A 19,481-nucleotide genomic window follows, 5' to 3' on the forward strand; every position below is an offset into this window, starting at 1 on the left:
GGGCGGGTAAAAGTATGCTTTTGATACAGGATAAAGAGGATCAGTTTCTTACCAGCTTCTGATCTTCGCGCGAGACGCTAAGTCTTGCTTTTTCTGGATCAAATCAAGCGCGAAAAGGGCGTTTGGTGAATGCCTTGGCAGTAAGAGGCGATGAAAGACGTGATACTCTGCGATAAGCCATGGGGAGCTGAGAATAAGCTTTGATCCATGGATTTCTGAATGGGGCAACCCACCTGATACTTTGTTATTACTGCACTTCGGTGCAGCTAATAACTTGGTAAACCAGGTATTTTTAGGCTGAATATATAGGCTTAAAAAGGCAAACCCGGGGAACTGAAACATCTAAGTACCCGGAGGAAAGGAAATCAATATGATACTCCCCTAGTAGCGGCGAGCGAACGGGGACCAGCCGAGCCATGAGTGTGGTTAGAATGCGTTGGAATGCGCAACCAGAGTGGGTGATAGTCCCGTATAAGAAGCATGATTGGACGTATTAAGTAGGGCGGAACACGTGAAATTCTGTCTGAAGATCGGAGGACCACCTTCGAAGGCTAAGTACTCCTTACTGACCGATAGTGAACCAGTACCGTGAGGGAAAGGTGAAAAGCACCCCGACGAGGGGAGTGAAACAGTACCTGAAACCGAACGCCTACAAACAGTTGGAGGGACCTTGCGTCCTGACAGCGTACCTTTTGTATAATGGGTCATCGACTTGGTCTCACGAGCAAGCTTAAGCCGTTAGGTGTAGGCGTAGCGAAAGCGAGTCTTAATAGGGCGTTGAGTTCGTGGGATCAGACCCGAAACCGAGTGATCTAGGCATGGCCAGGTTGAAGATAAGGTAACACTTATTGGAGGACCGAACCCACATCTGTTGAAAAAGATCGGGATGAGCTGTGCCTAGGGGTGAAAGGCCAATCAAACTCGGAGATAGCTGGTTCTCTGCGAAATCTATTTAGGTAGAGCGTCGACCGAATACCCTCGGGGGTAGAGCACTGGATGGGTAATGGGGCCCCACAGGCTTACTGATCCTAACCAAACTCCGAATACCGAGGAGTACTAGTCGGCAGACACACGGCGAATGCTAACGTCCGTCGTGAAGAGGGAAACAACCCTAACCTCCAGCTAAGGCCCCTAATTCATGGCTAAGTGGGAAAGCAGGTGAGACGACCAAAACAACCAGGAGGTTGGCTTAGAAGCAGCCATCCTTTAAAGATAGCGTAACAGCTCACTGGTCTAAATAAGTTGTCTTGCGGCGAAGATGTAACGGGGCTCAAGCCATGAGCCGAAGCTGAGGATGCATTTATTGCATGGTAGCAGAGCGTAGTGTGACATAGTTCCATGTGTCCTTATCGTCCCTCGGGACGTATTGGACACAAGGAGCTTTCTGTGAAGCTGGCGCGTGAGCGATCCGGTGGAGAGATCACTAGTGAGAATGATGACATGAGTAGCGACAAAGAGTGTGAGAGACACTCTCGCCGAAAGTCCAAGGGTTCCTGCTTAAAGCTAATCTGAGCAGGGTAAGCCGACCCCTAAGGCGAGGCCGAAAGGCGTAGTCGATGGGAACCAGGTTAATATTCCTGGGCCAGATGGAAGTGACGGATCTCGAGGGTAGTTCATCCTTATCGGATTGAATGGGCTGCTTAGAGGTCCCTGGAAATAGCTCCATCGCTAGATCGTACCCTAAACCGACACAGGTGGACAGGTAGAGAATACCAAGGCGCTTGAGAGAACTATGTTGAAGGAACTCGGCAAAATACCTCCGTAAGTTCGCGAGAAGGAGGCCCGGTTTCTAGGCAACTAGAGGCTGGGGGCACAAACCAGGGGGTGGCGACTGTTTATTAAAAACACAGGGCTCTGCGAAGTCGCAAGACGACGTATAGGGTCTGACGCCTGCCCGGTGCCTGAAGGTTAAAAGGAGGGGTGAGAGCTCTGAATTGAAGCCCAGGTAAACGGCGGCCGTAACTATAACGGTCCTAAGGTAGCGAAATTCCTTGTCGGGTAAGTTCCGACCTGCACGAATGGCGTAACGACTTCCCCGCTGTCTCCAACATAGACTCAGCGAAATTGAATTACCGGTCAAGATGCCGGTTACCCGCGGTTAGACGGAAAGACCCCGTGCACCTTTACTACAGCTTCACACTGGCATTAGGCCGAACATGTGCAGGATAGGTGGTGGGCTTTGAAACCGAGACGCCAGTCTCGGTGGAGCCTCCCTTGAGATACCACCCTTGTTCTGCTTGATGTCTAACCGCGGACCGTTATCCGGTTCCGGGACCCTGTGTGGCGGGTAGTTTGACTGGGGCGGTCGCCTCCTAAATCGTAACGGAGGCGCGCGAAGGTTGGCTCAGAGCGGTCGGAAATCGCTCGTTGAGTGCAATGGCAGAAGCCAGCCTGACTGCGAGACTGACAAGTCGAGCAGAGTCGAAAGACGGCCATAGTGATCCGGTGGTCCCAAGTGGGAGGGCCATCGCTCAACGGATAAAAGGTACGCCGGGGATAACAGGCTGATACTGCCCAAGAGTCCATATCGACGGCAGTGTTTGGCACCTCGATGTCGGCTCATCTCATCCTGGGGCTGGAGCAGGTCCCAAGGGTACGGCTGTTCGCCGTTTAAAGAGGTACGTGAGCTGGGTTTAGAACGTCGTGAGACAGTTCGGTCCCTATCTTCCGTGGGTGTAGGATACTTGAGAGGAGTTGCCCCTAGTACGAGAGGACCGGGGTGAACGATCCACTGGTGGACCAGTTGTTATGCCAATAGCAGTGCTGGGTAGCTATGATCGGACAGGATAACCGCTGAAGGCATCTAAGCGGGAAGCCCCCCTCAAAACAAGGTATCCCTGAGAGCCGAGGTAGACCACCTCGTCGATAGGCCAGAGATGTAAGCGTGGTAACACGTTCAGTTGACTGGTACTAATTGCTCGATAGGCTTGATTTGATCCAGTAGAAGCAAGACTGCTTAACTGGGCAAAAGCATACACATACAATCAGTTGTACATGACTTGGACAAAAACACGCTTTGCGCTCCAATGGAGACGGTGCGGGAACGGGCATCCTACGGATACCCTGCCTCCCGCCGTCGCTCTGCTGCGCAGAGCGCTGTATCAGGAATTTATTTGGTTTGGTGATCATAGCGCGAGCAAAACACCTGGTCCCATCCCGAACCCAGCCGTTAAGTGCCGTAGCGCCGATGGTACTGCGTCTTAAGACGTGGGAGAGTAGGTCATCGCCAAACCTAATAAGTTCCTGATATTAAGTATCTCTCGACGATGAACAGAATAACAAAACCGCCGCAGCTATAAAGCTGCGGCGGTTTTGCTTTGTAAAACTACTCTTTTTTCGAGCTGTTATGACGCCCGGTTACTGCGCCTGCGGCTTCCCATCCGCTTGACCCCGCCCAACGCCCTGTCACAGTGACGTCAAAGTCGGCGGCTGGGAGGCAGGACATGGATATTGAGACGCTTTTTGGGCTGGAGGGGAAAACCGCGCTGATCACTGGCGGCGCCACGGGCATCGGGCGCATGGCGGCTGAGGCATTGGTACGGGCGGGCGCGCGGGTTTTGCTGGCCAGCCGGACCGGAGAGGCCTGCCAAGCCGTCGCGGAGGAGTTGAATGCGCTAGGCGCCCGGGGCAGTGCCGAAGGTTTCGCCGGTGATGTCGGCAGCGAAGAGGGCGTAGACGCGCTTGTGGCCGAGGTTCAGGCGCGCGGCGACCGGCTGCATATTCTCATGAACAACGCGGGCGTGACATGGGGCGCGCCGCTAGGGCAATTCCCCTTCCGGGCATGGGACAAGGTCATGGACGTGAATGTTGCCGGCCTTTTCGATTTGACGCAAAAGCTGCTGCCTCTGCTACGGTCCGGGGCCACGGCGGATGATCCGGCACGGATCGTAAATGTGGGCTCGGTCATGGGCGAGCGCGAGATGGGCGACGGGGCCTATAGCTACGCCGCCTCCAAAGCGGCGGTGATCCACCTGAGCAAAATCCTCGCCAAGGAACTGGCCGGGGAGGGGATCACCGTGAACGCGCTGGCGCCGGGGCCGTTTGTGTCGCGTATGACGGCCTTTGCCACCCAAGATGAGACCACACGCGAAGCCGTGGGCAATGATGTCCCGCTTGGCCGTGTCGGCCGTGATGAAGATATCGCGGGCTGCATGCTGTTCCTCTGCGGGCGCGGCGGGTCCTATGTCACCGGTGCGGTGATCCCGGTCAGCGGCGGCATCAACGTGATGTCAGGCCCCAATATTTTTGAAAGAGCATTGTCATGACACATACGAAAACTCAGACGGAGACCACCCATGCGTGACGACAGCCATCTACCCCAAGCCCTGCGCGGGCTGCGCCTGCCGCTGGTCGCCTCACCCATGTTCATCCTTTCGGGGCCTGAGTTGGTCATCGCACAGTGTAAGGCCGGGATCGTCGGGTCTTTCCCGGCATTGAATGCCCGCGAGGCCGAGGGAGAGCCGCCACTGCTTGATGCGTGGTTGACCCAGATCACCGAGGCTTTGGACAAGCACAATCAAGAGAACCCGGACCGGCCTGCGGCGCCTTTTGCGGTGAACCAGATCGTGCACCGGTCCAACAGCCGGTTGGAGCGCGACCTTGAGATTTGCGTAAAGCATCGGGTGCCGATCTGGATCACCTCACTCGGCGCGCGGGTGGAGGTGAATGAGGCCGCGCATTCCTGTGGCGGCGTGGTGCTGCATGACATCATTAACAACCGCTTTGCCCGGAAGGCGATTGAGAAGGGCGCCGATGGGCTGATCGCCGTCGCCGCCGGGGCCGGAGGGCACGCGGGGCCACAGTCGCCTTTCGCGTTGATCCGCGAAATTCGCGAATGGTTCGATGGCCCGCTTCTGCTCTCGGGGGCTTTGGCCACGGGCGAGGGGCTCTTGGCCGCGCGTGCCATGGGGGCCGATTTGGGCTATATGGGGTCGGCCTTTATCGCCACGCGAGAGGCCAACGCCGTGCCGGGTTACAAAGACATGATCGTGGCTGGCGGCGCGGATGACATCGTGACCTCCTCGCTCTTCACCGGGGTCTCGGGCAACTATTTGCGGCCTTCGATTGAGGCGGCGGGGATGGACCCGGACAATCTGCCATCGGCGGATGCCTCTTCAATGAACTTCGGCTCCGGCTCCTCCAAGCCCAAAGCGTGGAAGGAAATTTGGGGCGCGGGGCAGGGCATTGGCGCGGTCAAGCAAATCGGCGGGGTGGCTGAACTGGTGGACCGGATCGAGACCGAATACCGCACCGCTGGGGCGCGGTTGGCCGCGGAGTTTGCGCAATGAGCACGGATACGCAAACCTTGGACGAGGCGGCTGTCTGCCACTGGTTGGAAGCAAACCTGCCGGGCTTTGCCGGGCCGCTTGAAGTGACCAAGTTTCAGGCGGGCCAATCGAACCCCACCTTCCTGCTTTCGAGCCCTGCGCATGATTATGTTCTGCGCCGCAAGCCCCCGGGAACGCTGCTGAAATCTGCCCATGCAGTAGATAGGGAGTTTCGGGTGCAAAGGGCGCTGGCCGACAGTCAGGTGCCGGTCGCGCGGATGCATCTGCTCTGTGAGGATGAGAGCGTCATCGGCTCGATGTTCTATGTCATGGACCATGTCCCGGGCCGCAATTTCAACGATCCGACCCTGCCGGAACTCACCCCGGCGGAGCGCGGCGCGGTCGTGGATGAGATGAACGGGGTGCTGGCCGCCTTGCATGAGGTCGATATCGACGCGGTTGGCCTGTCGGACTATGGCCCGCCGGGCAACTATTTTGAGCGGCAGGTGGGGCGCTGGTCAAAGCAGTACCGCGCGTCCGAGACCGAGCCGCAGCCCGATATGGATGCGCTGATGCAGCGCTTAAGTGCCGAGCTGCCCGAAGATGACGGGCAGCGCACGCTGGTGCACGGGGACTACCGCATCGACAACATGATCTTTGACACCCATGGCACCGCCTGCCGCGCGGTTTTGGATTGGGAGCTTTCCACGATCGGTCACCCCTTTGCCGATCTCGCCGCCGTCATCATGCAATGGCAGATGCCCGTGGGGACCGAGGGGCGCGGCTTGGCCGGGGTGGACCGCAAGGCACTCGGCCTGCCGACCGATGCGGATTTTATCGCAGCCTATTGCCGCAGGCGCGGGCTGAGGGGGATCGACAACTTCGGCTATTACCTCGCCTTTTGCTTTTTCCGCATGGCCGCCATCATTCAAGGCGTGCTGAAACGCGCGTTGGAGGGCAATGCCTCAAACCCCGAATATGGGCTGAAATTGGGGCAATATGTCCCGGTTTTTGCGCGCCACGGGCTAGAGGCGCTGGATCGCGACCGCTGACCGGGCGGCGGGCCTTTTGGCGCTTGAGCTTTGGGGCGAAAACCTGTTGCTAGGGCCGGAACACCCCGGCCTGAAAGGATGACCCATGACCAATGCTGCGCGGCAATTGCTTGATCTGTTGGATATCGAACAACTTGAGGTCGATCTGTTTCGGGGCACGGGTGCGGGGGGCGAGACCTCGATGCGGATCTTTGGCGGCCATGTCATCGCGCAGGCATTGATGGCCGCATATCGCACGGTGCCCGAGCGCGCGTGCCATTCGCTTCATGCCTATTTCATCCGGCCCGGGGATCCGAAGATTCCGGTGATCTATCAGGTCGACCGCGCCCGGGATGGGGGCAGTTTCACGACCCGGCGGGTGGTGGCGATCCAGCATGGCAAGCAGATCCTGAACCTGTCGGCGTCTTTTCAGGTGGAGGAAGAGGGGTTTGACTGGCAGCATGAGATGCCGCAGGTCTCTGCCCCCGAAAACTGGCCGGACCGACCTGAGTTGCGCGAGGCTTTTGCCGAGAAACTGCCCGAAAAATATCGAGGGGACTTCCTGCGCGAGCGACCCATCGAGATCCGGGAGGTCGAGCCCCGCGATTTCATGACGCCCGAAAAGGTCGACGACCGCAACTACCTGTGGTTCCGCATGGCCGCCGCCGAAGGCCAGAACCCGGTCATGCAGCACGCGCTTTTGGCCTATGCCTCTGATATGAACCTGCTGGGCTCGTCGCTGCGACCCCATGGGCTGACGTGGTTTCAGGGCAAGGTGATGACGGCGAGCCTTGATCACGCCATGTGGTTTCATGCGCCGATCCGGTTCGATGAATGGCATCTTTACGCACTGGATGCGCCTTTTACCGGCGGCGCGCGTGGGTTCAATCGCGGGATGATCTACAATCAGAACGGTCAACTGGTGGCGAGCGTGGCGCAAGAGGGGCTGCTGCGCCCGATACGTCCTAAGGGTGAAAGCTAAAAGCGGAGCGTTCTAGCCGTCGTTTGGCGCCCCGAACCGCCGGTTCAGCTTGCGCATTCCCCCAATCCAGCGCTCATAGTCCTGCGCCTTTCCGCGCATATAGTCGCGGACCTGCGGATGCGGCAGCACCAGAAACACCTCATCGCGGATCGCCTGCACGCAGGCGTCGGCCACGGGTTCCGGCTCAAGCATGCCGTCGATCGCGGCGACATGATCCTCCAGCCCGCGCATCATTTCGGTCCGCACCGCCTGCGGGCAAAGCACAGAAACCTTGATCCCATCATCGCCATAAGTCATCGCCAACCATTCAGCGAGGCCAACGGCGGCGTGTTTCGTCACCCCGTAAGGCGCGGCCCCGACCTGATTAAGCAATCCCGCCGCCGAGGCGGTGTTAAGCAAATAGCCTCCGCCCCGCGCGCGCATCAGCGGCACCAAATGCCGCGCGGCGCGCACATGGCTCATCACGTTGATCTCCCAGATGCGCTGCCAATCGGCATCCGGCACCTCGACTCCGCCCTCGACCGAGATGCCAGCGTTGGAGCAGAATAGATCAATCGGCCCAATGTCACGCTCGACGGTTTCGATAAGTTGGGCGATCTCGGCCTCGTGTGCAACATCGACGCGAAAGCCCGTGCCGCCGACCTCGGTCGCCGTCGCCTCGGCCCCCGGGCCGTCGATATCCACACAGACCAGATGCGCTGGTGCTTCCTTGGCAAAGCGCAGGGCCATGGCCCGCCCGATGCCGCTGGCCGCCCCGGTGATGACGATGACGCGCCCCGCGAGTTCCATATCAGCTGTCGCCGTCAGAGCCGCGCGTGTTCGACGCCTGAAACGCCTTCACCTCGGCTCGCGCGATGACCTGATGGTGCACCTCGTCCGGCCCATCGGCAAAGCGCAGCGCGCGCTGCCACGTGTACATGCCCGACAGCGGGCTCCACTGGCTCATCCCCGTGGCGCCATGCACCTGCATCGAGGCGTCGATGATCCCGCAGGCTTTTTCCGGCACCAGCGCCTTGATCATGCTGACCCAGATGCGGGCCTCTTTGTTGCCCAAGACATCCATCGCCTTGGCCGCTTTCAGCACCATTAGTCGCATCGCTTCGATGTCGATCCGCGCGCGGCTGATGGTTTCCATGTTCTTGCCAAGGTCGATGATTTTCTTGCCGAATGCCTCACGGCCCAGCCCGCGCTTAATCATCAGGTCCAGCGCTTTTTCCGCCGAGCCGATGGAGCGCATGCAGTGGTGAATCCGCCCCGGCCCAAGCCGCACCTGACTGATCTCGAACCCGCGCCCTTCGCCCCAAAGCACGTTCTCACGCGGCACGCGCACATCGGTAAAGCGGATGTGCATATGCCCATGCGGCGCATCGTCATGGCCAAAGACATGCATCGGGCCAAGGATCTCCACCCCCGGCGTGTCCATCGGCACGAGGATCTGGCTCTGCTGGCGGAAGGTTTCAGCCTCGGGCGAGGTTTTCACCATGACGATCATAATCTTACAGCGCGGATCGCCCGCACCGGAGATATAGAATTTCTCCCCGTTGATCACCCAATCGTCGCCATCGAGAACCGCGCTGGTAGAGATATTGCGCGCGTCCGAAGAGGCGACATCAGGCTCCGTCATCGCAAAGGCCGAGCGGATTTCGCCCGCGAGCAGGGGCTTCAGCCATTGCTCCTTTTGCTCAGGCGTGCCGACACGCTCCAGCACCTCCATATTGCCGGTATCGGGTGCCGAGCAGTTCAGCGTTTCCGGGGCTAGGGGGCTTTTGCCCAGTTCGGCGGCGATATAGGCGTAATCGAGGTTTGCCAGCCCTTCGCCGGTTTCCGCATTGGGCAGGAAGAAGTTCCACAACCCCGCTTCTCGCGCCTTCTGCTTGGCCCCATCGAGCAATTCCAATTGTCCCGGCGCATAGGACCAACGGTCGGCGCGGCCTTCGCCAAGGCGAAAGAACTCCTCGGTGATCGGATCGACATTCTCGCGGATGTGCTTGGTAACAGCTGCCAAAAGCGGTTTGGCCTTTTCCGACATTTCGAGATTGTTCATGTCCAAAGTCTGATCGATCATCCTATGCTCCCGGTGATGATGGTTCGCGGTGCCGCCCGGCTCCTCCGCTGGGCGTACCTTTGGGACGAGCCTATGCAATCGCTACAAGCTTGCCAATCACGGGCAGGGGGCACCACGCTTTACGCCGCGTCATTATGGCGTTGAAACCCGCGCGCAGGCGCTTAAGTTCAGGATATGACAGATGCATTGATCAAAGACGTTCTCACCCGCACCCGCCGCATCGCGGTGGTTGGCGTCTCTCCCAACCCGGCGCGGCCCAGCCACTATGTCGCTGAATACCTTGCACAAAAGGGGTATGACGTGGTGCCGGTGAACCCCGTGCACGCGGGCAAAGAAGTCTTCGGCAAGACCATCGTCGCGACATTGGCCGAGATTGATCCGCCGGTCCAGATGGTCGATATTTTCCGCCGGTCCGAGGATGTGCCCCCCGTCGTGGATGAGGCGCTCGCGGCGTTTCCCGATCTGGAAACAATCTGGATGCAAATGGGGATCACCAATGCCGAAGCCGCGGCCAATGCCGAAGCACGCGGCGTGGATGTGATCCAAGACCGCTGCCCCAAGGTTGAAATCCCGCGCCTGCTGGGCTGAGCCTAGTTTCGTGCGGCCTTTTCTGCGATGCCCGATGTCGACTGGCGCCGCGCCAGTTCGTCCAACACATCGCTAAGCGGCACATCTCGCGCCGCCAGCATGACGAGCAGGTGATAGAGCACATCCGCCGCTTCCGAGGTGAGCCCCTTCGGATCGTTCTTCACCGCCTCGATGATCGCCTCAACCGCTTCTTCGCCAAACTTCTCGGCACATTTTTCGGGCCCTTTGGCCAGCAATTGCGCCGTCCAACTGCTTGAGGGATCAGCGCTTTTCCGGCTCAGGATGGTGGCGTATAGGTCATCAAGCGTCATGAAAGCCTCATTGGAATGCCTGCTGCGGCCATATGCTGCTTGGCCTCATGCACGGTATATTCGCCGAAATGAAAGATCGACGCCGCCAGCACCGCCGATGCGCCGCCTTCGATCACCCCATCAACGAGGTGATCCAGATTGCCGACCCCGCCCGAAGCAATAACCGGCACAGAAACGGCATCGGAAATGGCGCGGGTCAACGGCAGGTTGAAGCCCTGTTTGGTGCCATCGCGGTCCATGGATGTCAGCAGAATTTCACCCGCGCCCTTGGCCGCCACGGTGCGGGCAAATTCGACCGCGTCGATGCCCGTGGACTTGCGCCCGCCATGGGTGAAAATCTCCCATTTGCCGGGGCTGACCGTCTTGGCATCAATGGCGCAGACGATGCACTGGCTGCCGAAATGATCCGCCGCTTCGGCTATCACATCCGGGTTCGCCACGGCGGCGGAGTTAAAGCTGACCTTGTCGGCCCCCGCCAAGAGCAGCGCCCGCACATCTGCCACGGTCCGCACACCACCGCCCACGGTCAGCGGGATATAGCAATGCTCAGCCGTGCGGGTCACCAGATCAAACATCGTGCCGCGGTTTTCATGCGTGGCATTGATATCGAGAAAGCAAAGTTCATCCGCCCCCGCCGCATCATAGGCGATGGCGGCATCCACCGGATCGCCCGCATCGCGCAGGCCGACAAAGTTCACGCCCTTGACCACGCGCCCATCGGCCACGTCGAGACAGGGGATGATGCGGGTCTTCAGCATGGCTCAGCCCTTCAACATCTTCATGGCTTCGGTCAAATCGATCGCGCCGTCATAAAGCGCCCGGCCCGAGATCGCGCCCTCAATTACCCCGGTGTCGCGCAGCGCCGCCAGATCTTCGAGCGACGAGACCCCACCTGAGGCGATCACCGGGATCGAGACGGCGCGTGCCAGATCGGCCGTCGCCTCAACATTCGGCCCGCCCATCGCGCCATCGCGCATGATATCGGTATAGATAATCGCGGCCACGCCCGCGTCCTCAAAGGATTTCGCGAGATCAGTGGCCATGACATCGGTCTCCGTCGCCCAGCCCTTGGTCGCAACCCGGCCGCCCCGCGCATCGATTCCCACGGCAACATGACCGGGGAAGGCGGCGGCGGCCTCGCGGACCAGTTCAGGGTTCTCTACAGCAACGGTGCCCAGAATGACCCGCGCCAAGCCCTTATCCAGCCAGCTTTCGATCGTCGCCATATCGCGAATGCCACCGCCCAATTGCGCAGGCACCTTGCAGGCTTTCAAAATTGCCTCGACCGGGGCGGCGTTCACCGGTGTTCCGGCAAAGGCGCCATTAAGATCAACCAGATGCAGCCATTCGCAGCCCGCCTCGACGAAACTCAACGCCTGCGCGGCAGGGTCGTCGTTGAAAACGGTAGCGCGGTCCATATCGCCATGCACGAGGCGCACGGCCTGACCATCTTTGAGATCAATAGCGGGGTAGAGGATCATGGCCGGGCCCTTGTTTTGAACGTTGGCTTCCTTTTGCACGTCGCCAAGGATTTTGCAACGCGACCCTAGGTCAGTCTTGCCCGAAAGAAAGTTGTGTCTAACACTAAACCCAGATCGGGAGGAGAGATCATGAAACAGTTTTTTGCAGCGGCCCTTCTGGGCCTTGGCCTGACCGGTCCCGCCCATGCGGCGGATCCGGCAGTCGGTACTTGGCAAACTCAGGTGGATGACGGCGCCTATGCCCATGTGAAAATGGCCCCCTGCGGCGGGGCGATCTGCGGCACCATCGCGCGCACGTTCAACGACAGTGGTGAGTATAAATCACCCAATATCGGAAAAACGCTCGTCATCGATATGAAGCCCCAGGGCGGCGGCAAATACGCCGGTAAAGTATGGCGCCCGTCGAACGGCAAAATCTATATCGGCAAGATGGACGTCTCTGGCAAATCGCTTAAACTTTCGGGCTGCGTCGCGGGCGGGTTGATCTGTTCGAAGCAGACCTGGGCGCGCATTAAGTAGAGCCGCTGCATCAATACCTAAGTCAGAAGGCGCGAGGAACGATCTCCGCGCCTTCTTTGCGTTTTGCGGAAGGCAAGGGCAGCGCAGAGGTATTTGTAAAAGGATGAAGTTAAAGAGGGTCTTTCTTCAACTTCATCCTTTCTTAAATACCGTCCGACGCTTCGGCAGGCGCGGCGCTGGTTAAGGCGTCCAGTTCAAAAAGTTCGAGATCAGCCGCAGGCCAGTGGTTTGGCTTTTTTCAGGGTGAAATTGCATGCCCAACATCGTATCGCGGCCGATAATCGCCGTGACCTCGCCGCCGTAATCGACATGGGCCAGCCGTTCGGCAGGGTCTGCTACGGCCATGTGGTAGCTGTGCACGAAATAGGTGTGATCACCGGTGTGCAACCCGTCGAAGACAGCATGGTCATGATCGATCACCAAGTCGTTCCAGCCCATGTGGGGGACTTTAAGTTTCGGATCCGTGGGGGTGATCTGGGTCACCTCTCCACCGATCCAGCCCAATCCCGGGGTGTCTTTGTATTCGCGGCCCATGCTGGCCATAAGTTGCATACCGACACAGATGCCAAGGAAAGGGCGCCCCTTTTCCTCAACCGCTTCGACCATGGCGTCATAGAGGCCACCGGCGCCTTTCAGCGCTGCCATGCAGGCCGGGAAGGCGCCATCGCCGGGCAGCACCAGACGGTCGGCGCGGGCGACGACCTTGGCGTCTGAGGTCACGGTGACTTCGCCTGCGTCATTTTCACGGGCCATACGCTCAAAGGCTTTGTGGGCCGAGTGTAGATTTCCGGATTCGTAGTCGATGATTGCTGTCAGCATTGGCTTACAAGGCGCCCTTGGTCGAAGGGATGGCATCCGCTTTGCGCGGGTCGGTTTCGACCGCCTCGCGCAGGGCGCGGGCGACCGATTTAAAGGCCGCTTCGGCGATGTGGTGGCTGTTGAACCCGTGCAGCGCGTCGACATGCAGGGTGATGCCGCCGTGGGTGCTGAGCGCTTGGAAGAACTCACGCACCAGTTCGGTGTCGAATGTGCCGATGCTGCTGGTGGGGAAATTCACGTTCCAGATCAGAAACGGCCGTGCAGAGAGGTCGAGCGCGCAGCGGATTTGCGCGTCGTCCATCGCCAATAGGCAAGACCCGTAGCGACGGATGCCGCGTTTGTCGCCGAGCGCTTGGGTCAGTGCTTGGCCCAGCGTGATGCCTACGTCTTCGACCGTGTGGTGATCATCGATGTGCAGATCGCCTTTGGCGCGCACCGTGATATCGATCAGCGAGTGGCGCGACAATTGGTCGAGCATATGGTCAAAGAAACCCACGCCGGTCTCATTGTCATAGCGGCCACTGCCGTCGAGATTGATCTCGACCGTGATGTCGGTTTCGACAGTGGTGCGGGTCAGGGTGCTGCGACGCATAGGGCATCTCCGAAGGCAATTGCTGCGCCCTTATAGCAGGGCATGCCGCCACGCCAAGCCCAAGCGGTGAAGCACCTTTAGCCGGGGCTGACGCGATCGGGGATTGCGGGGGCAGGGCCCATATGTCAGCTTGAACCAAATCCCAGAAAGAGGCGCGACATGACCACCTGCGTATTCATCCAGATCCGCTGCCGACCGGGCACGACCTATCGTGTGGCCGAGGAAATCGCCCTGCGCGAAATCCATTCCGAGCTTTATTCCACCTCTGGTGAATATGACCTGTTGATGAAGCTTTATATCCCCAAGGGGGAGGATGTGGGCGTCTACATCAACGACAACCTATTGGACATCGAAGGCATTGAGCGATCCTTGACCACGATGACCTTCAAGGTCTTTTGAGGTGCCGCGCAGGTTCTCTCTAACGGCGGTTACGGTTTTTGCTTTGTCCTTTGGCGCGCAGGCCCATCCCGGCATGGCGACAGCGGGCGCACGTATCTATGAGGGGCGCGAGGCCGCCGCTTTGCGCTGCGCCAACACGCTGGCCCTGACGGCTGTGGCGCTTTCTTCGGCGGAGCTGATCGGCGAGGGGGAGAAAAACGTGATGCTGGGCGTCACCGTGCGCATCCTTGACCGACATGTTGAGGGCAGTTGGGCCCAGAAACGTGCGGCGATGGAGGTGATGCGCGACCGGCGCAGCGTACCGGACACATTGGAGGATTACCGCCGCATCGCCGAGCGTTGTCTGGTGCAATTCCCCATCAACTGAATGCAGAAACCCGCCGGTGAGGCGGGTTTTTATGAGGTCTCTTTTGGCTCAATGCGCGGCGGAGACGGAGGGTTTCTCGGGCGGGGCGGTGTCGAGTTTCACCTTCTGGCGCATCGCCACACGGCGAATGGCGCGATCAAATGTCTTTCTGACCCGCTGGGTGCGGCTGGCATTGGGCTGGATCGGGCCGCCCACGGAAAGCATTACCGACAGCGGGCTGTTGTCATCATAGCGCAGGTCCATCCCGTCAAGCTCACCTTGAATGAGCACTTCGATCTCGGGCCATGCGGGCAGGCTGTCGCCGGTCACGATGCACAGCAGCGTGCCAGACCCATTGTGGGTCATCAGCAGTTGCGGGCAATCGACCACTCGCGCGATCGCTTGGGCGGCAGAGGTAACGGCGCGGGCGAATTCGCGGGTGTTGCAGGTCGCGTAAAGCTCATCGATATGTTCGATCTTCACGGCGAAGACCTGACAGATATCAAGGTGCTGGCGCGACAATTGCGACAGGTAATTGCCCAAAGAGAAGGGCAGCACCAACTGCTCGACCCCGTTGATATGCACAGGATCGGCCAGCGCGAAATCATGGGCGCCGGGCTCTCCTGCTTCTTTCAGATGATGCGGGTCAAGGCGCGGGGCACGCTGGGTGTTTTCCAACATCCGCTCGGCGATATGCACGCGGGTTGCGATGTCTTTTACATCGAAAGGTTTGGTCACATAGTCGTTGGCCCCAGCGGCAAAAGCGCTTTCGATCGCGGTCGCGTCGGCGCGCGAGGTCACCATCAAGATCGGCGTGTCTTGATAAGCCTCTAGCGTGCGGATGCGGCGGCATAGGGTGATGCCGTCCATTTCAGGCATTTCGATATCCAAGAGCAGGCAATCAAAATGGTCTTTGGTGGTTTCGAGCAGCTCCAAAGCGGCAGCGCCGGAATCAGCCAGTGTCAGATAGGGATAATCAGCTTCGCGGAAAACGACGGGCAGCAATTCGCGGATAAAAGGGTCATCGTCGACGGCAAGAATTTTCATTTTTGGCACCTCTTTCGTGGGGCAGACGGGCAGTCCGGGTGTCTTTATAATCTGTTCACATTTAGTCGTATAAACCCGGCGAAATTGTGACGTTGCTGCACCAATAGCTTGTGCCGTTCCGTTAATTATTAACCATATTTTGAAGTTCCGGGAAACCATTGAATTCGCAGCCTGTGGCAGCCTCGCGCCCTTGTTTTCCCGCGTCGCGGGAGGTGATTTGGGGGATATCGTGCGGAATTCTGGGCGCAGAGAAGCGGAATAAAGAGCTAAAACAGGGCGAGAATATGCGGTTCTTGTGAACCTAAGGGGTTTCGCGCTGCGACTCGCCTTCACGCTTAGGTGATCGAGGGGAACTTTATCGGATGTCGTACGTAACGCGCAGTTGGAGGCCTGCCGCGCCTGCGCGCTCAACTGCTGTAAGAACCGTGAGGGGGGCTATGTTGATGCGCTTGCGGGACGATCTTGGCGGAACCTGTGCAAGCACTGCGCAGGCGGGAGACGGGCGACGCTTTCGTCATCCCCCCGGGGATGGTGGCGCACTTTGCCGACTGTTCGCCCGACCTCGAATTGTATGAAGCCGGGCTGCGCGGCGATTTCTCGACGACTCTCTTAGCCTAAGCGCGCTGCGACCTCGGCCTGCACCTTTTCGGCAGCGGCCTCTTTTACAGGGCCGTAGCCACGGATCTCCATTGGTGCGGAAAGTACCGCGAGCGCCTCGTCAGGGGGCAGGGCCGGGGCCTTGGCCATGACCGCCTCGTACCAGTCGATCAGCCCGACCTCCAGCTTGCGATCGGCGCCGTAGCTGAACGGGTCGGCCCATGTGCCGCGCAGGGGTTTCATCGCGGCCAATAGGTCAAAGGCACGCCCCATCCATGGGCCAAACTTGCGCTTGTTGGGGCGTCCGCGGCCATCGCGGCCGGTGGGCCATGCGGGCGGGGCGAGGTGGTAGTGCACCTTGTAGTCGCCCTCGAAACTATCGGCGATGCGATCCTCAAAACCGCTTTGGCGGTGCAGGCGGGCGACTTCGTATTCGTCCTTGTAGGCCATGAGTTTGAACAGCGATTTCGCCGCGGCGCGCAGCAGGTCGTCCGACCCCTGCGGCACCTTCGATGCCAGCGCGTCGAGCTTTTCCTTGTAGCGCTGGGCATAGGCAACGTTCTGGTAGCCGGTGAGGAACTCCATCCGCCGCGCGATCAGGCTGTCGACACTGTCATCGGGGGTGGGCGCCGGGGCAAAATGCGCCTCAATCGCCTCGGGGTTTGCGGCCATAACCCGGCCAAAACCAAAGGCGGCGCGGTTCTTGTCGGGCACTATGCCATTCAACTCGATCGCCTGCTCCAACGCGGTGAGCGAGACCGGCACCAGCCCCTTCTGCCAAGCATAGCCCAGCATCATCACATTGGCGAAGACCGCGTCGCCCATCAGTTTTTCGGCCATGGCGTTGGCGTCAAAGGCACTGAGGTTCTCAGCTCCCACCGCCTGCGCGATCGCCGCTTCGCGGTCGTCGATGCGCAACTCCGCGTCGCGGTTCAGCACCAGATCGCCGGTCGGCATCTCGGCGCGATTAAGCACGATCCGCGTGCCGCGCCGGTAGTGGGCCGAGGCCTTGGGCGCGGAGCTGACCACCATGTCGCAGCCGATCACCGCGTCGGCGCCGCCTTGATCGATGCGTACCTGATGCACGTCCTCGGGGGTTTGGGCGAGCCGCACATAGCCCAGCACGGTGCCGAACTTCTGTGCAAAGCCGGTGAAGTCCAGCACGCTGGAGCCCAGCCCTTCGAGATGCGCCGCCATGGTGATGAGCGCGCCCACGGTGACAACGCCGGTGCCGCCTACGCCGGTCACCAGCAGGTTAAAGGGCTGGTCGAGCCTGGGCAGTTCGGGCATCGGCAGCTGCGCCGAAAGGCCCGCCACGTCCAGCCCGGCCCCAGAGCGTTTGCGGCGGCTGCCGCCCTCGACGGTGACGAAAGAGGGGCAGAACCCGTTGAGACAGGAGTAATCCTTGTTGCAGGTCGATTGGTTGATCTGCCGCTTTGTGCCGAACTCAGTCTTTTTCGGCTCGACGCTTAGACAATTGGATTCCAACGAACAATCGCCGCAACCCTCGCAGACCAGATCGTTGATCATGACGAATTTCTTAGGGTCGTCCATCAGCCCGCGCTTGCGCTTGCGGCGTTTCTCGGTGGCGCAGGTCTGCTCATAGATCAGCACTGTGACGCCCGGAATATCGCGCAGCTCGCGCTGCACGCGGTCAAGCGCGCTGCGGTGGTCGAAACTGGTGCCGGCAGGGAAATCACCCTTCTCCAACAGTTCGGGCCGGTCCGAGACCAGCGCGATCCGCGCCACGCCTTCTGCGCGGCAGGCCTGCGCGATGGCGGCGACAGAGACAGGGCCATCGACAGGCTGCCCGCCGGTCATGGCAACGGCGTCGTTGTAGAGGATCTTGTAGGTGATGTTCGTCTTTGCCGCGACCGCTTGGCGGATGGCGAGCGAGCCGGAGTGGTACCACGTGCCCTCGCCAAGGTTTTGGAACACATGTTTGCCCCCGTTGAACATCGAGGTGGCGATCCACGGCACGCCTTCGCCGCCCATCTGGGCAAAACCGGCGGTTTCGCGGTCCATCCACGAAGCCATGACATGGCAGCCGATGCCGGAGTTGGCCTTTGACCCTTCGGGCAGTTTGGTCGAGGAGTTATGTGGGCAGCCCGAACAGAAGTAAGGCGTGCGGGTGGCGCCGGGGACGTTCAGCAGCACTGGCGGCTGGTCAGTCAGGGCGCGGGCCTTTTCCAGCAGGTTCTCTTTGGGGAAAAAGGCATTGAGCCGCGCGGCAATGATCGGGAGCAGCTTGAGCGGCGACAGCTCGCCGGTCCAAGGCACCAACTCCTCAAGGTTTTCGTCATGTTTGCCCACCATCCGCGCGGGTTTGGAGCCGGGCCAGTCATAGAATGCCTCCTTGAACTGGCTTTCGATGATGCCGCGTTTCTCTTCAATCACAAGCACTTCGCGCTTGCCTTTCACGAAGTCGAGCGCATCGTCCAGCGCCAGCGGCCAGACCATGCCGATCTTGTAGATGTCGATGCCGAGGCGGCGGCAGGCGGTCTCATCAAGGCCCAGAAGCCGCAGCGCCTCCATCGTATCGAGGTGGCCCTTGCCGGTGGTCACGATGCCGAAAGAGGCGTCCTGTGTGTCGTAGATATGCCGGTCAATGGGATTGGCGCGCATGAAAGCCTGCACCGCGTCGAGCTTGTGATGCAGCCGCGTCTCAATCTCGGGCGAGGGCAGATCGCCAAGCCGCACGTGCAGCCCGCCCGGAGGCGCGGTGTAGTCGGGCTGGTTGAACACGCGGTCGGGTGTCAGTGTCACCGATGCGCCGCTTTCCACGGTTTCCGAGATCGCCTTGAAACCCACCCAAGTGCCCGAGAAGCGTGAAAGCGCGATGCCGTATTCGCCAAATGCCTGATATTCGGCCACGCTCGCCGGGTTCAGCGTTGGCATGAACCACGACATGAAGCCCACATCGGATTGATGCGGCATTGAGGACGAGACGCAGCCGTGATCGTCGCCCGCCACCACCAAAACGCCGCCCTTGGGCGCGGAGCCGTAAGCGTTGCCATGTTTCAGCGCGTCGCCCGAACGGTCCACCCCCGGCCCCTTGCCGTACCACATGGAAAAGACGCCCTCGACCTCCGCCTGCGGGTCGAGGTGGGCCTGTTGTGCGCCCAAGACCGCGGTGGCACCGAGGTCTTCGTTCACTGCGGGCAGGAACTTCACCCCCGCCTTGGCCACGCGGTCTTTGATGCGCCAGTATTCCAGATCGAGCCCGCCCAAGGGGGAGCCGCGATAGCCCGAAACGAAACCGGCGGTGTTCAGCCCCGCCTCGCGATCGCGGCGGGCCTGATCCAGCATGATGCGTACCAATGCCTGCGTCCCGGTCAGGAAAACGCGGCCTTCGGTCTGATCATAGCGGTCGTCGAGTTTATAAGTGGTAAATTCGCGCGGTTGGTCTGTCATGGGGGTCTCCTCACTTGGGAGTA

The 19,481-nt window shown here is 59.9% G+C and carries 17 protein-coding genes and 2 rRNA genes; 10 read left to right on the forward strand and 9 right to left on the reverse strand.

Features of this window, described 5'->3' with window-relative positions; translation table 11 throughout:
• Positions 1-101 precede the first annotated feature (101 nt).
• From K3758_RS06230 to K3758_RS06255, 6 genes are all read left to right on the forward strand, one after another.
• Positions 102-2,935 (forward strand): 23S ribosomal RNA (locus K3758_RS06230).
• A gap of 182 nt (positions 2,936-3,117) precedes the next feature.
• Positions 3,118-3,232: ribosomal RNA gene (gene rrf, locus K3758_RS06235) — 5S ribosomal RNA — on the forward strand.
• A gap of 211 nt (positions 3,233-3,443) precedes the next feature.
• On the forward strand, positions 3,444-4,265 hold the full coding sequence (locus K3758_RS06240; protein WP_259948747.1) for an SDR family oxidoreductase: 822 nt from the start codon (positions 3,444-3,446) through the stop codon (positions 4,263-4,265).
• Between the two features lie 30 nt (positions 4,266-4,295).
• Positions 4,296-5,288 (forward strand): nitronate monooxygenase family protein, encoded by a 993-nt coding sequence (locus K3758_RS06245; RefSeq protein WP_259948750.1) that lies wholly within the window; start codon positions 4,296-4,298, stop codon positions 5,286-5,288.
• A complete protein-coding gene (locus tag K3758_RS06250; RefSeq protein ID WP_259948752.1) occupies positions 5,285-6,319 on the forward strand; it encodes a phosphotransferase family protein in 1,035 nt (344 codons plus the stop codon). The genes K3758_RS06245 and K3758_RS06250 overlap by 4 nt, the downstream gene beginning before the upstream one ends.
• Before the next feature lie 85 nt (positions 6,320-6,404).
• Positions 6,405-7,280, forward strand: a complete 876-nt coding sequence (locus tag K3758_RS06255; protein ID WP_067941603.1) for an acyl-CoA thioesterase II — start codon at positions 6,405-6,407, stop codon at positions 7,278-7,280.
• Between the two features lie 12 nt (positions 7,281-7,292).
• On the opposite strand, the gene K3758_RS06260 is transcribed toward K3758_RS06255, so the two are convergent.
• Together K3758_RS06260 and K3758_RS06265 are read right to left on the reverse strand one after the other, a co-directional pair.
• Positions 7,293-8,069, reverse strand: a complete 777-nt coding sequence (locus K3758_RS06260) for an SDR family oxidoreductase (protein ID WP_259948762.1) — start codon at positions 8,067-8,069, stop codon at positions 7,293-7,295.
• Position 8,070: 1 nt separating this feature from the next.
• Entirely contained in the window at positions 8,071-9,345 is a 1,275-nt protein-coding gene (locus K3758_RS06265; protein ID WP_409202618.1) for an acyl-CoA dehydrogenase family protein, read from the reverse strand.
• A 174-nt stretch (positions 9,346-9,519) separates the two neighbouring features.
• Between K3758_RS06265 and K3758_RS06270 the strand changes: the two genes are divergently transcribed.
• Positions 9,520-9,933: a CoA-binding protein gene (locus tag K3758_RS06270; RefSeq protein WP_259948763.1), complete on the forward strand. Its 414-nt coding sequence runs from the start codon at positions 9,520-9,522 to the stop codon at positions 9,931-9,933.
• Positions 9,934-9,935: 2 nt separating this feature from the next.
• Here the strand turns inward: K3758_RS06270 and K3758_RS06275 are convergent, their stop codons facing one another.
• From K3758_RS06275 to hisA, 3 genes are read right to left on the reverse strand one after another with little or no spacing between them, the layout of a single operon-like run.
• On the reverse strand, positions 9,936-10,244 hold the full coding sequence (locus K3758_RS06275; protein ID WP_259948764.1) for a phosphoribosyl-ATP diphosphatase: 309 nt from the start codon (positions 10,242-10,244) through the stop codon (positions 9,936-9,938).
• Complete coding sequence (gene hisF, locus K3758_RS06280; RefSeq protein WP_259948765.1) at positions 10,241-11,002, reverse strand: imidazole glycerol phosphate synthase subunit HisF; 762 nt, start codon at positions 11,000-11,002, stop codon at positions 10,241-10,243. The genes K3758_RS06275 and hisF overlap by 4 nt, the downstream gene beginning before the upstream one ends.
• 3 nt (positions 11,003-11,005) lie before the next feature.
• Positions 11,006-11,725: a 1-(5-phosphoribosyl)-5-[(5-phosphoribosylamino)methylideneamino]imidazole-4-carboxamide isomerase gene (hisA, locus tag K3758_RS06285; RefSeq protein WP_120350628.1), complete on the reverse strand. Its 720-nt coding sequence runs from the start codon at positions 11,723-11,725 to the stop codon at positions 11,006-11,008.
• 129 nt (positions 11,726-11,854) lie between these two features.
• Between hisA and K3758_RS06290 the strand changes: the two genes are divergently transcribed.
• Entirely contained in the window at positions 11,855-12,244 is a 390-nt protein-coding gene (locus K3758_RS06290; protein WP_259948767.1) for a DUF2147 domain-containing protein, read from the forward strand.
• 180 nt (positions 12,245-12,424) lie between these two features.
• Here the strand turns inward: K3758_RS06290 and hisH are convergent, their stop codons facing one another.
• Together hisH and hisB are read right to left on the reverse strand one after the other, a co-directional pair.
• Positions 12,425-13,063, reverse strand: coding sequence for an imidazole glycerol phosphate synthase subunit HisH (hisH, locus tag K3758_RS06295; RefSeq protein ID WP_259948768.1), 639 nt, complete (start codon positions 13,061-13,063; stop codon positions 12,425-12,427).
• 4 nt (positions 13,064-13,067) lie between these two features.
• Positions 13,068-13,655: an imidazoleglycerol-phosphate dehydratase HisB gene (gene hisB, locus K3758_RS06300; protein WP_259948780.1), complete on the reverse strand. Its 588-nt coding sequence runs from the start codon at positions 13,653-13,655 to the stop codon at positions 13,068-13,070.
• 159 nt (positions 13,656-13,814) lie between these two features.
• Here hisB and K3758_RS06305 point away from each other — a divergent pair, with 159 nt between their 5' ends.
• Together K3758_RS06305 and K3758_RS06310 are read left to right on the forward strand one after the other, a co-directional pair.
• Positions 13,815-14,054 carry an Lrp/AsnC family transcriptional regulator gene (locus tag K3758_RS06305; RefSeq protein ID WP_007120503.1) on the forward strand — a complete coding sequence of 80 codons (240 nt, stop codon included), beginning with the start codon at positions 13,815-13,817 and terminating at the stop codon, positions 14,052-14,054.
• A gap of 1 nt (position 14,055) precedes the next feature.
• Complete coding sequence (locus tag K3758_RS06310) at positions 14,056-14,421, forward strand: hypothetical protein (protein WP_259948788.1); 366 nt, start codon at positions 14,056-14,058, stop codon at positions 14,419-14,421.
• A 48-nt stretch (positions 14,422-14,469) separates the two neighbouring features.
• Here the strand turns inward: K3758_RS06310 and K3758_RS06315 are convergent, their stop codons facing one another.
• Together K3758_RS06315 and K3758_RS06320 are read right to left on the reverse strand one after the other, a co-directional pair.
• Complete coding sequence (locus K3758_RS06315; protein WP_259948792.1) at positions 14,470-15,447, reverse strand: PleD family two-component system response regulator; 978 nt, start codon at positions 15,445-15,447, stop codon at positions 14,470-14,472.
• 609 nt (positions 15,448-16,056) lie between these two features.
• A complete protein-coding gene (locus tag K3758_RS06320; RefSeq protein ID WP_259948794.1) occupies positions 16,057-19,458 on the reverse strand; it encodes an indolepyruvate ferredoxin oxidoreductase family protein in 3,402 nt (1,133 codons plus the stop codon).
• Positions 19,459-19,481: the final 23 nt, after the last annotated feature.

This window comes from Sulfitobacter sp. W002 (assembly GCF_025142135.1).
Lineage (GTDB): Bacteria > Pseudomonadota > Alphaproteobacteria > Rhodobacterales > Rhodobacteraceae > Sulfitobacter > Sulfitobacter profundi.

Excerpts from the sequence above, each read along its gene's own strand:
- K3758_RS06240 (WP_259948747.1), top strand. The coding sequence starts at position 3,444 with ATGGATATTGAGACGCTTTTTGGGCTGGAGGGGAAAACCGCGCTGATC.
- K3758_RS06245 (WP_259948750.1), top strand. The coding sequence starts at position 4,296 with ATGCGTGACGACAGCCATCTACCCCAAGCCCTGCGCGGGCTGCGCCTG.
- K3758_RS06250 (WP_259948752.1), top strand. The coding sequence starts at position 5,285 with ATGAGCACGGATACGCAAACCTTGGACGAGGCGGCTGTCTGCCACTGG.
- K3758_RS06255 (WP_067941603.1), top strand. The coding sequence starts at position 6,405 with ATGACCAATGCTGCGCGGCAATTGCTTGATCTGTTGGATATCGAACAA.
- K3758_RS06260 (WP_259948762.1), bottom strand. The coding sequence starts at position 8,069 with ATGGAACTCGCGGGGCGCGTCATCGTCATCACCGGGGCGGCCAGCGGC.
- K3758_RS06265 (WP_409202618.1), bottom strand. The coding sequence starts at position 9,345 with ATGATCGATCAGACTTTGGACATGAACAATCTCGAAATGTCGGAAAAG.
- K3758_RS06270 (WP_259948763.1), top strand. The coding sequence starts at position 9,520 with ATGACAGATGCATTGATCAAAGACGTTCTCACCCGCACCCGCCGCATC.
- K3758_RS06275 (WP_259948764.1), bottom strand. The coding sequence starts at position 10,244 with ATGACGCTTGATGACCTATACGCCACCATCCTGAGCCGGAAAAGCGCT.
- hisF (WP_259948765.1), bottom strand. The coding sequence starts at position 11,002 with ATGCTGAAGACCCGCATCATCCCCTGTCTCGACGTGGCCGATGGGCGC.
- hisA (WP_120350628.1), bottom strand. The coding sequence starts at position 11,725 with ATGATCCTCTACCCCGCTATTGATCTCAAAGATGGTCAGGCCGTGCGC.
- K3758_RS06290 (WP_259948767.1), top strand. The coding sequence starts at position 11,855 with ATGAAACAGTTTTTTGCAGCGGCCCTTCTGGGCCTTGGCCTGACCGGT.
- hisH (WP_259948768.1), bottom strand. The coding sequence starts at position 13,063 with ATGCTGACAGCAATCATCGACTACGAATCCGGAAATCTACACTCGGCC.
- hisB (WP_259948780.1), bottom strand. The coding sequence starts at position 13,655 with ATGCGTCGCAGCACCCTGACCCGCACCACTGTCGAAACCGACATCACG.
- K3758_RS06305 (WP_007120503.1), top strand. The coding sequence starts at position 13,815 with ATGACCACCTGCGTATTCATCCAGATCCGCTGCCGACCGGGCACGACC.
- K3758_RS06315 (WP_259948792.1), bottom strand. The coding sequence starts at position 15,447 with ATGAAAATTCTTGCCGTCGACGATGACCCTTTTATCCGCGAATTGCTG.
- K3758_RS06320 (WP_259948794.1), bottom strand. The coding sequence starts at position 19,458 with ATGACAGACCAACCGCGCGAATTTACCACTTATAAACTCGACGACCGC.